The organism is Streptomyces sp. NPDC017095, from assembly GCF_044332325.1.
Classification (GTDB): domain Bacteria; phylum Actinomycetota; class Actinomycetes; order Streptomycetales; family Streptomycetaceae; genus Streptomyces.
In genome coordinates this window covers 32,128-44,661 of record NZ_JBIROU010000026.1, presented here as the reverse complement: position 1 = coordinate 44,661, position 12,534 = coordinate 32,128, and the positions used below count along the sequence as shown (strand labels likewise).

At 73.2% G+C, this 12,534-nt stretch carries 10 protein-coding genes; 6 read left to right on the top strand and 4 right to left on the bottom strand.

What is annotated here, in order from left to right; all coding sequences use genetic code 11:
* Positions 1 to 59: 59 nt before the first annotated feature.
* Complete coding sequence (locus ACH4OA_RS33005) at positions 60 to 1,253, bottom strand: glycosyltransferase (RefSeq protein WP_397973066.1); 1,194 nt, start codon at positions 1,251 to 1,253, stop codon at positions 60 to 62.
* Between the two features lie 39 nt (positions 1,254 to 1,292).
* Between ACH4OA_RS33005 and ACH4OA_RS33000 the strand changes: the two genes are divergently transcribed.
* The gene (locus ACH4OA_RS33000; RefSeq protein WP_397973097.1) at positions 1,293 to 2,078 is read left to right on the top strand and encodes a glutamate racemase; all 786 of its coding nucleotides are present in this window, start codon (positions 1,293 to 1,295) and stop codon (positions 2,076 to 2,078) included.
* A gap of 102 nt (positions 2,079 to 2,180) precedes the next feature.
* Positions 2,181 to 2,726, top strand: a complete 546-nt coding sequence (locus tag ACH4OA_RS32995; RefSeq protein ID WP_397973063.1) for a hypothetical protein — start codon at positions 2,181 to 2,183, stop codon at positions 2,724 to 2,726.
* A gap of 111 nt (positions 2,727 to 2,837) precedes the next feature.
* Here the strand turns inward: ACH4OA_RS32995 and ACH4OA_RS32990 are convergent, their stop codons facing one another.
* Positions 2,838 to 3,812: an O-antigen ligase family protein gene (locus ACH4OA_RS32990; protein ID WP_397973061.1), complete on the bottom strand. Its 975-nt coding sequence runs from the start codon at positions 3,810 to 3,812 to the stop codon at positions 2,838 to 2,840.
* Positions 3,813 to 4,299: 487 nt separating this feature from the next.
* Between ACH4OA_RS32990 and lnt the strand changes: the two genes are divergently transcribed.
* The 4 genes from lnt (at position 4,300) to ACH4OA_RS32970 (ending at position 9,406) form a co-directional block, all read left to right on the top strand.
* Positions 4,300 to 5,910, top strand: coding sequence for an apolipoprotein N-acyltransferase (lnt, locus tag ACH4OA_RS32985; protein ID WP_397939367.1), 1,611 nt, complete (start codon positions 4,300 to 4,302; stop codon positions 5,908 to 5,910).
* Positions 5,911 to 6,054: 144 nt separating this feature from the next.
* Positions 6,055 to 6,534 (top strand): NUDIX domain-containing protein, encoded by a 480-nt coding sequence (locus ACH4OA_RS32980; RefSeq protein ID WP_365881387.1) that lies wholly within the window; start codon positions 6,055 to 6,057, stop codon positions 6,532 to 6,534.
* Positions 6,535 to 6,588: 54 nt separating this feature from the next.
* Positions 6,589 to 7,410, top strand: coding sequence for a 3-hydroxybutyrate dehydrogenase (locus tag ACH4OA_RS32975; RefSeq protein WP_397939364.1), 822 nt, complete (start codon positions 6,589 to 6,591; stop codon positions 7,408 to 7,410).
* 76 nt (positions 7,411 to 7,486) lie between these two features.
* Positions 7,487 to 9,406: a helix-turn-helix domain-containing protein gene (locus ACH4OA_RS32970; protein WP_397973059.1), complete on the top strand. Its 1,920-nt coding sequence runs from the start codon at positions 7,487 to 7,489 to the stop codon at positions 9,404 to 9,406.
* Positions 9,407 to 9,632: 226 nt separating this feature from the next.
* Here ACH4OA_RS32970 and ACH4OA_RS32965 read toward each other — a convergent pair whose 3' ends face one another.
* Both ACH4OA_RS32965 and ACH4OA_RS32960 read right to left on the bottom strand, forming a co-directional pair.
* Entirely contained in the window at positions 9,633 to 11,009 is a 1,377-nt protein-coding gene (locus tag ACH4OA_RS32965) for an MFS transporter (protein ID WP_397939360.1), read from the bottom strand.
* 230 nt (positions 11,010 to 11,239) lie between these two features.
* A complete protein-coding gene (locus ACH4OA_RS32960) occupies positions 11,240 to 12,097 on the bottom strand; it encodes a hypothetical protein (RefSeq protein ID WP_397973057.1) in 858 nt (285 codons plus the stop codon).
* Between the last annotated feature and the right edge of the window lie 437 nt (positions 12,098 to 12,534).

Below are 12,534 nucleotides of genomic sequence, written 5' to 3'. Positions count from 1 at the left end.
GCCGGACGTGAGCCGGGAGGTGACCCGGCCGGGTGTGACCCGGTCGTGCGCGGCCGGGCTCAGCCCTCCTCGGGCACGGCGTCCGGGCGGGCGTAGGTGCGGCCCTTCCACGCCGCCCCGCGCCCCCGGTAGTGCTGCACGGCGGAGTCCACCGTCATCAGCAGGTACAGGAGCGCGGTGAACGGCAGCAGCGGGGCGAGCCACCACGGCTGCCGGTAGTAGCGCAGCATCGGCAGATACGTGCCGGCCAGCACCGCCCACGCCGCCGCCCCGACGAGCGCGGTCACCGTACCGCCGCCGGCCGCGCCCACGGCCACGGCGGCCGGCGGCACCAGGTACACCAGCGCCAGCCCGGCGACCGTGCCGAGCAGCAGCAGGGGGTTGTGCCGAAGCTGGGCGTAGGCGCTGCGCGAGACCATCCGCCACAGGTCGCGCAGGTGCGGATAAGGGCGCACGCTGTCCACCCGGTCGGCCAGCCCCAGCCAGACCCGGCCGCCCGAGCCCTTCACCGCGCGGGCGAGCGCCACGTCGTCGATGACGGCGTGCCGGATGGCGTCGGGGATACGCGCCTGCCGCGCCCTGTCCGCGCGCAGCAGCACACAGCCGCCCGCCGCCGCGGCCGTGCGCGAACCCGCGCGGCCGATCCACCGGAAGGGATACAGCTGCGCGAAGAAGTACACGAACGCCGGCACCACCAGCCGCTCCCACCGGCTCGCCACCCGCAGCCGCGCCATCTGCGACACGACGTCGAAGCCGCCGGTGCGGGCCGCCGCCACCAGCTCGCGCAGACTGTCCGGCGCGTGCGCGATGTCCGCGTCCGTCAGCAGCAGGTACTCGGGGTCCCGCGCGCGTGCCAGCCCGATGCCGTACCGCACCGCCCACAGCTTGCCCGTCCAGCCCGCCGGCGGCTCACCGGGCGACGCCACCGTCAGCGGCAGCCCGCCGTGCCGCCGGGACAGCTCCCGGGCCAGCTCCCCGGTGCCGTCCGTGCTGCCGTCGTCCACCAGGAAGACCTCGGCCCGCCCCGGATAGTCCTGCGCCAGCAGCGACGGCAGGCTGGCGGGCAGCACGCCGGCCTCGTCCCGGGCCGGTACGACCACACAGACCGGGGGCCACTCGTCCGGCTCCCGGCGCGGCGGCAGACGGACGTCCGTGCGCCAGAAGAAGCCCTGGCCCAGCAGCAGCCAGGTCCAGGCGGCCAGCGATACGACAGTGATCCACAGGAAGGCGCTCACGGCCGAAGTCTGCCCCACCCGAACGGTGTGCGAGTGCCCATCGTCTATCGTGAACAGGTGAAGATCGCGCTCATGGACTCCGGAATCGGCCTGCTGCCCGCCGCTGCCGCGGTACGTCGACTGCGGCCCGACGCGGACCTCGTGCTGTCCTGGGACCCGGACGGCATGCCCTGGGGCCCACGCACCCCTCAGGACATCACCGAGCGTGCCCTCGCCGTCGCCGCGGCCGCCGCCGCCCATGAGCCCGACGTCCTGATCGTCGCCTGCAACACCGCCTCCGTGCACGCGCTGCCGGCGATGCGGGCGCGCTTCGAACCGCGACTGCCGCTGATCGGCACCGTCCCGGCGATCAAGCCGGCCGCCGCCGGCGGCGGACCCGTCGCGATCTGGGCGACCCCGGCCACCACGGGCAGCGCCTACCAGCGCGGACTGATCGAGCAGTTCGCCGACGGCGTCGCCGTGACCGAGGTGGCCTGCCCCGGTCTCGCGGACGCCGTGCACCACGCGGACGAGACCGCGATCGACGCCGCGATCGCCTCGGCCGCCGCCCGCACGCCCGACGACGTGACCACGCTCGTCCTGGGCTGCACCAACTACGAGCTGGTCGCGGAGCGCATCCGTACCGCCGTCCAGCAGCCCGGCCGCCCGCCGCTCGTCCTGCACGGCACCGCCGGAGCGGTGGCCGCCCAGGCCCTGCGCCGGATCGGCGTGGCACCGGACCCGGCCGCGCCCGCCGACGGCGGCTTCACCGTGCTGCTCAGCGGCCGTGAGGCGACACTCCCCGACACGGCGCTGTCCTACGGCGAAGGCCGCTTCCTGCGCTCCGCCAGCCCGGTGCGCTGACCGGCGGGGCCGAACGGCGGACCAGCCCACCGCGCCGGACCCGGGCCGGCCGGCCCGCGCCACGGCCTACCGGAGCGCCGAAACCTGGGTAACCTCATAAACATGAGGGACCACCCCGACGCCGACGACGAACGCCTCCCGGACGTCTGGACGGGACGGGCCACCAACCGCGTCCAGTGGCTGCTCGCCATGGTCGGAGCGGCCTGCATGGCGCTCGGCATCGAACTGGCCGTCGACTCGGCCTGGACGTCCGGCATCGCCCCGCTCGCGATGTCCGTCGTGGGCTGCATCGCGGCCGGCCTGCTGGTGCTCTTCGGCACGCTGGCCTTCGTACACGTCGATCTGAAACTCGACAGGGAATCCCTGGAAGTGCGCTGCGGTCACATCGGGCTGCCGCGCCGCCGCATCCCGCTCTCCCATGTGGCCGGCGCCGACTTCACCGCCCTGGTCACGCCCCGGCACTGGGGCGGCTGGGGCTACCGCTGGCGCCCCGAGAAGGGCACCGCCGTCGTCGTGCGCCGCGGCGAGGGCATCGTGCTGCGCCTGTGGGACGGTCACACGTTCACGATCACCGTGGACAACGCGGAGGCCGCGGTACGGGCCATCCGGGACCGCCTGGGCACGATCCGGCCGGGAACGGCGGGCTGACGCGGACGCCCGCGTTCCGGGGATTCGCGCCTGCTTGCGCCCGGTTCCGGCGGCGCGTCCCACGCCCCGCGTCCGGCTTCCGGCTTCCGGCTCTTCGGCGGTACGGCGCGCTCAGCGGCCGGGGCGCGTGCTGTCCGGCGCTGTTAACGGACGTGCCGTGGCCCAGCCCGCGAGGAGTCCGGCGCCCGCCGTCACCGGCGTGAAGCTCAGCGCGTCGCTCACCGACGCGAGGACGGCCAGCGCCGTCAGGGCCGCGCCCGCGGTGAGGGCGACCGGTGTGGAGCGAGGGGTGCGCCACAGCGCGTACAGCAGCCAGCAGAACACGGCGGCCAGCAGCAACACCCCGACCAGACCCTGCTCCGCCGCCTGCTGCAACGGGGCCGAGTGCGGTGTGCCCTCGGCGGGCGGCGCCGGCGAGACGACTCCGCCCAGCTCGCCGAACCGGCCCGGGCCGACTCCGAGACCGCTGTGCCGCTCCGCCAGCCACAAGGCGTCCCGCCACCTCGGCACCCGGTGCGCGGTGAACCGGCCGTCGAGCGCCCCGGCGATCCCCACGGGCAGCGCGTCCGCGGCGACCGCCCAGAGCGTGACCACCGCCAGGCCCGCCGCCACCGCCAGCCCCGCCAGCCACGGGCCCCGGCCGCGCGCCACGCCCGCGGCCAGCGCGCACAACAGGACGACCGCCCCCGCCCCGCAGCCCGCCACCGACCCGAGCGCGATCCCGGCCGGCACCGACGCGCAGGCCAGCCCGCCCAGACCCAGCCGCAGCGCAGGCCCGCCCGCCGCCCAGGCGGCACAGCACGCGGCCCCGGTGGCCAGCGCCAGCAGCGCGGCCGTGGCACCGGCAGGCCCGAGCGGGCCGGCGTACCAGGGGCCGGGTGAATACGAGGGCAGCGCCACGGCCAGGGCCAGGCCCGCCGCCGCACCGGCGCAGGGCGCGGCCACCGGCAGCAGCGCGCCGGAGACCCGGCCCGCCGCAAACCCGGCGGCGACCGCGAGCACCGCAAGCAGCATGCCCTCGGGCCGCCCGTCGTGGACCGCCGCGGTGATCAGCGACCACGCGGCACAGGCCCCGAGCAGGATCATGCCCGTCCCGTCGGAAACGTTTCTTCGTGTCTCGCAGACCTCCGCACCGTACGCACCGGTCACAGACTGCGTCCCCGTCGACCCCACCCGCCGCCCCTCGTACCCCGTCCCCCGACCTGTGGCAGGCCACGGCCGCGGGCCGGGACCGGCCGCGCCGCCGAGACTGGGCACACCGTAACGGCTCCCGACCGCTTCGGGGGCGAGAAGCGGAGAAACGGCACGATTCCGCCAGGTAACCGACACCGTTTCCGCCTGGCACGGGCAGGCTCGCGCACCAGCGTCGAGCACCACGCCGGCCTTCCGGGCCCGGCACTGGGCACCCGCCGGCGGTGACCCGCCGGATACCCCGCTCGACGGGCGCTCACCGACGGACGACCGCGTCGGTCTTCCGGCCCCGGTGAACGGCCGCTCACCAGCGATGACCGCCGATCGACCGGTGTCCGGCCGTGCTGTCGGCGGTGGCGTGCACCGCCGTACACTCACCCGGGTGACCGTCACCGCACCTTCCGTGGACCAGCCGGACCGGCTCGGGCCGCGTCCCGCCTCCACCGCCCGCCGTGGCCGATTGCTGCGGCTGGTCCCGGCCGTCGCCTCCGCCCTGTGCGGCGTGCTGCTCTACGTCAGCTTCCCGCCGCGGACCCTGTGGTGGCTGGCCCTGCCCGCCTTCGCCGGGTTCGGCTGGCTGCTGCGCGGCCGGAGCTGGAAGGCCGCCCTCGGCCTCGGCTACCTCTTCGGGCTGGGCTTTCTGCTGCCGCTGCTGGTGTGGACCAGTGTGGAGGTCGGGCCCCTGCCCTGGGTGGCCCTGGTCGCCATCGAGGCGCTCTTCGTCGCCCTCGTCGGGGTGGGCGTCGCCGCCGTCTCCAGGCTGCCCGCCTGGCCGGTGTGGGCCGCTGCCGTGTGGACGGCGGGCGAGGCGGCACGCGCGCGCGTGCCGTTCAGCGGGTTCCCCTGGGGCAAGATCGCCTTCGGTCAGGCGGACGGCCTGTTCCTGCCGCTCGCCGCGGTGGGCGGCACGCCCGTGCTCGGTTTCGCGGTCGTCCTGTGCGGATTCGGCCTGTACGAGGCCGGGCGGCTGTTCGCCGCCCGGCGGCGGACCCGGACCGTACGGCGCGCCGCCGCTGCCGCCGCGCTGCTGAGCGTCGCCGTACCGGTGGCGGGCGCGGTCGCGGCCCGCGCGCTGGTGAGCGACGAGGCGGAGGACGGCACCGTGACCGTGGCGCTCATCCAGGGCAACGTGCCGCGCGCCGGACTGGAGTTCAACGCCCAGCGGCGGGCCGTGCTCGACTACCACGCGCGCGAGACGCACAAGCTGGCCGCCGACATCAGGGCGGGCAGGACCGCCAGGCCCGACTACGTCCTGTGGCCGGAGAACTCCTCCGACCTCGACCCCTTCGAGTATCCCGACGCCGCCGCCGTCATCGGACAGGCGGTCCAGGACATCGGCGTGCCGGTCTCCGTCGGCAGTGTGGTGGAGCGGGACGGCAAGCTGCTCAACGAGCAGATCCTGTGGGACCCGGTCAAGGGCCCGACGCAGACCTACGACAAGCGGCAGATCCAGCCCTTCGGCGAGTACCTGCCGCTGCGCCGGCTGGTCGGCGCGATCAACAAGAACTGGACCGACATGGTCCACCAGGACTTCAGCCGGGGCGACGGACCGGGCGTGTTCGACATCGGCGGCACGAAGGTGGGCCTGGCCACCTGCTACGAGGCCGCCTTCGACTGGGACGTGCGGGACACGGTGACGCACGGCGCGGAGATGATCTCCGTGCCGAGCAACAACGCCACCTTCGACCGCAGCGAGATGACCTACCAGCAGCTCGCCATGTCCCGCGTCCGCGCCGTCGAGCACAGCCGGACCGTGACCGTGCCGGTGACCAGCGGCGTGAGCGCGGTCATCATGCCGGACGGACGGATCACCCAGAAGACGGGCATGTTCGTGCCCGCCTACCTGGTCCAGAAGGTGCCGCTGCGCACGTCCACGACGCCGGCCACCGAGCTGGGCGTCCTGCCGGAGATCGCGCTCGTGCTCCTCGCCGCGGGCGGCATCGGCTGGGCGATCGGATCCGGCCTGCGCGCCCGGCGCACCGGCGACGCGTAGCGGACCCTTCCGGTAGCGCCGCCGTCGTTCCACCGCCGTATGCCCGTACGGCGGTGTGACTGTCATATGACCGTACGGCAATGTGACCGTCGTACGCACCCGAACCGGCCGGGTGCCGTCCGGCGTTCCGACTAGGGTCTGATCATGGCCATTCCCGAATTCCTCCGCACCCTCAGGGCCTCCGCCGGACAGCAGCTGATGTGGCTCCCCGGAGTGACCGCGATCGTCTTCGACGACGACGGCAGGGTGCTGCTCGGCAGGCGCTCCGACACCCGCAAGTGGTCCGTGATCGGCGGCATCCCCGAGCCGGGGGAGCAGCCCGCGGCCTGCGCGGTGCGGGAGGTCCAGGAGGAGACGGCGGTGCACTGCGTGGTCGAGCGGGTGGTCCTGGTCCAGGCGCTGCCGCCGGTCACGTACCCCAACGGTGACGTCTGCCAGTACATGGACATCACCCTCCGCTGCCGGGCGGTGGGCGGCGAGGCCCGGGTCAACGACGACGAGTCACTGGAAGTCGGCTGGTTCGCGGTGGACGCGCTGCCCGCACTGCACGAGTTCGCCCTCTTCCGGATCAAGCAGGCCCTGTCTGATGCACCCACATGGTTCGACCCTATGACTCTCGGCTGAAGTATGGGTGGGCACCATATGTGGTGACCGTGGGGTTCCACTTAGGGTCGGCCCATGACCTCGTCCCTCCCGCTGCCCGGACCCGGCGCCCCGCCTCAGCCCCTCGCTCTCGACCTCGACGGCCGGACCGCACTCGTCACCGGCGCCGCCAGCGGCATCGGCCGCGCCTGCGCGCTGCGGCTGGCCGCCGCCGGGGCCGAGGTGCGCGCCGTCGACCGGGACGCGGCCGGCCTGGCCGAGCTGGCCCGGCAGGCCGAACGGACCGGCGGCCTCACGGGCACCGTCGTACCGCGGGTCGTGGACCTCACCGACCTGGACGCCGCCGAACGCGCCGCCGCCGGCACGGATGTGCTGGTCAACAACGCCGGGCTGCAACTCGTACGGCCCATCGAGGAGTTCCCGCCCGAGGTGTTCCACACAGTGCTCACCGTGATGCTGGAAGCACCCTTCCGCCTCATCCGCGGCGCCCTCCCGCACATGTACGCGCACGGCTGGGGCCGGATCGTGAATGTGTCCTCCGTCCACGGTCTGCGCGCCTCGGCCTTCAAGTCCGCCTATGTGGCCGCCAAACACGGTCTGGAAGGACTGTCCAAGACGGCCGCACTGGAAGGTGCCGCCCACGGTGTGACCTCGAACTGTGTGAATCCCGCCTATGTGCGCACCCCACTGGTCGAGAAGCAGATCGCCGACCAGGCGGAGGCCCACGGCATCCCCGAGGAGCGCGTGCTCTCCGACATCCTGCTGAAGGACAGCGCGCTGCGGCGGCTCATCGAACCCGAGGAGGTCGCCGAGGCCGTGGCCTACCTGTGCAGCCCGCAGGCGTCCTTCGTCACCGGCACCTCGCTCGTCCTCGACGGCGGGTGGACGGCCCACTGACCGGCCCGGCAGCTCCGGCTCCGGGAGTTATCCACAGGGCTGCCGGACCGGGCGGCCGATACGGAATCCTGTGACCATGTCCCGCGATCATCTCCAGCCGGCACTCAACGGCAGCGCCGAGGCGCCGTACCTCGGCCTGCTGGCCCGTGACGCCTCCGTCGAGGCCTATGAGCAGCCCGTCCTGCTCGCCCGGGCCGCGGGCGCACCGGCCGGCCGGATCGCCGCGCTCGAAGAGGCCAGGGCGCTGGCCCTGCGCGTGCGCGCCGAGCTGGAGGGACGCCGGCGGCGCGAGGCGGAGCTGTCGGCGCTCTTCGAGACCGCCCACGACCTGGCCGGACTCCGCGACGTGGACGCCGTGCTCCAGGCGATCGTGCAGCGCGCCCGCTCGCTGCTCGGCACGGACGTCGCCTACCTCAGCCTCAACGACCCCGTGCGCGGCGACACCTATATGCGGGTCACGGAGGGCTCCGTCTCCGCCCGCTTCCAGCAACTCCGCCTCGGCATGGGCGAAGGGCTCGGCGGGCTCGTCGCCCAGACCGCGCGGCCGTACGTCACCGACGACTACTTCCGGGACGGCCGCTTCCAGCACACGCGTACCATCGACGCCGGCGTCCGCGACGAGGGCCTGGTCGCCATCCTCGGCGTCCCCCTGATGCTCGGCCCGCACGTGATCGGCGTCCTCTTCGCGGCCGACCGGCGGGCCAGGGTCTTCGAACGCGAGCAGATCGCCCTGCTCGGCTCCTTCGCCGCGCTCGCCGCGGCGGCCATCGACACCGCCAACCTGCTCACCGAGACCCGCTCCGCCCTGGCCGGCCTGGAGCGCGCCAACGAGATCATCCGGGACCGCAGCGCCGTCATCGAACGGGCGTCCGAGGTGCACGACCGGCTCGCCGAACTCGTCCTGCGCGGCGGCGGGGTCCACGACGTGGCCGCCGCGGTCTCCGAAGTGCTCGACGGAGCAGTCGAGTTCACCGAGGCGGCCGCGGCGCCCGCCGCACCGCTGGAGGTCTCCCGCGCCGGGGGTCATGCCGTACGGCACGGCAAGGACTGGATCGCCGCGGTGGCCGCGGGCGGTGAACTCCTCGGCGCCCTGGCCCTGCGCGGCCACCCCGGTCTGGACCCGGTCGACCAGCGCACCCTGGAGCGCGCGGCGATGGTCACCTCCCTGCTGCTGCTCGCCCGCCGCTCCGCCGCCGAGGCCGAACAGCGCGTGCGCGGCGAGCTGCTGGACGACCTGCTCGACGTGCGCGACCGGGACCCGCGCCTGCTGCGCGAACGCGCCAGCCGCCTCCAGGCGGACCTGGACGCCACCCATGTGGTCCTCGCCGCCCGTCTCGACGGCCCGGCGGCCGACGCCGACGAGGAGGCCGCGGCCCGCCGCCGGCTGTGGTCGGCCGCCTCCCACCTCGCGGCCACCCGGCGCGGTCTCGCCGCGGCCCGCGACGGCGGCACCGTCCTGCTGCTGCCGCTGGACACCGGCGCCACCGCCACGGAGGTGGCCCGCCGCACCGCACGCGACCTGGGCACGGCCGTCCACCAGCCCGTCACGGTCGGCGCCTCCGCACCCGTCACCGACCTGGCCCGGCACCCCGAGACGGTGGCCGCCGCCTACGCGGAGGGCCGCCGCTGTCTGGACGCCCTGCGCCTGCTGGGCCGGGCCGGGGACGGCGCGGCGGCCGAGGACTTCGGCTTCCTCGGCCTGCTCCTCGCGGGCGAACGGGACATCGCCGGGTTCGTCGAGCGGACCATCGGCCCGGTCGTGTCGTACGACGAGCGGCGCGGCACGGACCTGGTGCGCACCCTGGACGCGTACTTCGAGGGCGGGATGAGTCCGGCGCGCACGAAGGACACCCTCCACGTCCACGTCAACACGGTGGCGCAACGGCTGGAGCGCGTGGGCCGCCTGCTCGGCGCGGACTGGCAGAGCCCGGCCCGCGTACTGGAGATCCAGCTGGCCCTGCGACTGCACCGCCTGGCCGCACCGGCACGACGCTGACCGGCCCCGCGAGCCCGGGCCGGTCGGCGGCGTGGGCTGTGGGGCCGGTCGGTCTGCGGTGTGGGCTTTGGGGCCGGTCTGACGTGGGCTGCGGGCCGGTTGGCAGGGGCTAGGGGTCGCGGGGCCGGTCGCGGCAGTGGCTCGGGGCGCGGGGCCGGTCGCGGCAGTGGCTCGGGGCGCGGGGCCGGTGCCGCCCCTCCCGCCGGGGCGGGCAGGGGGCAGGTGGTCAGACGGTCCGGGCCTCGGTGGCGGGCGCCGCGCCGGCGGGCTCACCGTCCTCGCCCTCGACGCGGGCGAGATCCCGGTGCCGTGTCTCCCGGGACAGGGTCACCGCGACCAGGGTCAGCACGACGGCGGCGATCACATACAGCGCGATCGGGGTGGAGCTGTCGTAGTCGGAGAGCAGCGCGGTGGCGATCAGCGGGGCGGGCGCGCCGGCCGCCACGGACGCGAACTGCGCCCCGATCGACGCACCCGAGTACCGCATCCGGGTCGCGAACATCTCGGCGAAGAAGGCGGCCTGGGGCGCGTACATGGCGCCGTGCAGCACCAGCCCCACGGTCACGGCCAGGATCAGGTACCCGAACGAGCCGGTGTCCACGAGCGCGAAGAACGGGAACATCCAGAGCCCGACACCGGCCGCGCCCAACAGGTACACCGGCCGCCGTCCGACCCGGTCGGACAGCGCGCCCCAGGCCGGGATGACGGCGAAGTGCACGGCGGAAGCGATGAGCACGGCGTTCAGCGCGGTCTGCTTGGAGACGCCGGCGGAGGTGGTGGCGTAGACGAGGATGAACGCGGTGATGACGTAGTAGCTGATGTTCTCCGCCATCCGGGCGCCCATCGCCACGAGGATGTCCCGCCAGTGGTGGCGCAGTACGGAGACCAGCGGCGGCTTCTCGTCCGCCTCGTCCCGGCGCGCCTCGGCCCGCTCCAGCGCCTCCTTGAAGACGGGCGACTCGTCGACGGACAGACGGATCCACAGCCCGACGAGCACGAGCACCCCGGAGAGCAGGAACGGAATCCGCCAGCCCCAGGTGCCGAAGGCGTCGTCGGACAGTACGGCGGTGAGCAGCGACAGCACACCGGTCGCGAGCAGTTGCCCGGCCGGCGCGCCGGTCTGCGGCCACGAGGCCCAGAAGCCGCGCCGCCGCGCGTCCCCGTGCTCCGACACCAGCAGGACGGCACCGCCCCACTCGCCGCCGAGCGCGAAGCCCTGCACCAGCCGCAGCAGGGTGAGCAGTACGGGCGCGGCGGCCCCGACGGTGGCGTGCGTGGGCAGCAGCCCGATGGCGAACGTCGCCCCGCCCATCAGCACGAGGCTGAGCACCAGCAGCTTCTTCCGCCCCAGCCGGTCACCGTAGTGCCCGAACACGAGCGCCCCCAGCGGGCGGGCCGCGAATCCGACCGCGTACGTCAGGAACGACAGCAGCGTCCCGACCAGCGGATCGGAGTCCGGGAAGAACAGCTTGTTGAACACCAGCGCGGCGGCGGATCCGTAGAGGAAGAAGTCGTACCACTCGATGGTGGTCCCGATGAGGCTGGCGGCGACGATGCGCGGCAGGCTCGCCGGGGGTGGGGGAGCGGTGGTCGGGGATGCCATGTGCGCCACTTCCTCGTGTGCGGTGGGGACGGGTGGGTGTCGGCACACGGTAGGAAGACGCAGGTCAGGGGCACATGTGGTGGGACACCATAGTTCGGGGGGCAGCTATGCGTGCTGCCACCATGCCGGGGCGGGGGAGGGCGGTGCTGGCCGCCGCACCGTTCAGCCGGGCATGGACCGTCGGGCGCCGATAGCCGGCCAGGCAATGGGCATGTGAGTCCTCTCGAGGATCACTTCCAGTACTCGCTACACCCTGGGACCCACCGCTGCGAACAGTCAACGAACGATCTGTCCGGGATACTGAAGATGATCTCCTGCTCCGGGCGCTTGGGGGTGCTCTCGGCGACAAAGGGCTGTCCGCCGTTGGTGATGACGACCGAATGCACCTCCGTGTCCGTGTGCGTATAGCGAGCTCTGAGGTTGAACGTGCACCGCGCCGTCCCCGTTGCTACTTCGAGTCTCACCAGCCCCGGTGACTGGGTACCACCGATAGCGATCCCGTGGCGCGAGAAGTACGGCTTGCCTGCGTCGGGTGCGTCGTGGTCGGTGTTGATCGGGGTTTTCGGGCGAGAGTCCAGATCCAGCAGCAGGCCGGCCGCACTGACCTCGCCCTGACTGGGGAACCTGATGACGGTCTTTGCGGTGGGGATGTCTCCGCATCGCACGTTCATCGCTTCAAGGCCGTTGATGGTCAGAGCGTCGTCCTTCTCGCTGTGTATGTTCAGCTGGTAGACGCTCGCGGTGGCGAGCATAGCGGTATCCCATGATGGCGCGTTCACGCGTCGCGCCTTGCGTTCCGCCATCATCGAGTCGAAGTCCTTGATGTCTTCTGGATCCTGCATATTGAGTGCGATGAGCTTGCGCAGCTCGGCCGACGTGAAGGGACGGTCGATGAGGAGATCGGGTTGGTACTCGTCTTCAGCGAGACGCTCCACGACGACTGTGAAGGGTGCCCTGGTTTCGTCGAAGCGGGACTGAGCCGCTTCGTCTTGACGCATGTGTTCGTCGGCTCGCCACCAGTTCCAGAGGTCCCCGCCCCACAAAGTGAGCACGGATAGAGAGACGGTCACTGCAACCACCAGGGCCACATACCGCCACCGTTTCCATCCCGTCAGTGCCCCGGCGCCAGGTGCGAGAGTTTCTGCGACGCCACTCGCGAACGTGTCCTGAGTGGAAGGTGGCGTTGTTGCGGCAGCAAGCGGCGCCGCCGGAGCTGTAGCAGGGGGTGTGGCTTGAGGCGGATCGCTGCCTGGAGTGGTGGGTGTCGTCAACGTTCTCCCCCCTGACTGCCGTCGGTTTGCCAGGCAACAGGGTGGCAGAGCGCTCAGGAGGATGAATGAATTCCGGACACGGGGACCTTGCCCGGGGCCCGCGTTGAAGCGACGGCGTCCGCTGTCTCACCGCGATGTACCCGCAGCTCTGGTGGCCGAACTGTTGCGCCGCTTCTCGACTTTCTCGCGGTGCAGGAGGGACTCATTTGGCAAGCGAGGCGGCGGCCGAAGCATTCACCCCCGGGCTCCTGAAC

What these genes read in the sequence shown, in the direction of transcription:
- ACH4OA_RS32995 (WP_397973063.1), top strand. Translation starts at nt 2,181, where the DNA reads ATGAGGGACCACCCCGACGCCGACGACGAACGCCTCCCGGACGTCTGG.
- ACH4OA_RS32990 (WP_397973061.1), bottom strand. Translation starts at nt 3,812, where the DNA reads ATGATCCTGCTCGGGGCCTGTGCCGCGTGGTCGCTGATCACCGCGGCG.
- ACH4OA_RS32980 (WP_365881387.1), top strand. Translation starts at nt 6,055, where the DNA reads ATGGCCATTCCCGAATTCCTCCGCACCCTCAGGGCCTCCGCCGGACAG.
- ACH4OA_RS32975 (WP_397939364.1), top strand. Translation starts at nt 6,589, where the DNA reads ATGACCTCGTCCCTCCCGCTGCCCGGACCCGGCGCCCCGCCTCAGCCC.
- ACH4OA_RS32970 (WP_397973059.1), top strand. Translation starts at nt 7,487, where the DNA reads ATGTCCCGCGATCATCTCCAGCCGGCACTCAACGGCAGCGCCGAGGCG.
- ACH4OA_RS32965 (WP_397939360.1), bottom strand. Translation starts at nt 11,009, where the DNA reads ATGGCATCCCCGACCACCGCTCCCCCACCCCCGGCGAGCCTGCCGCGC.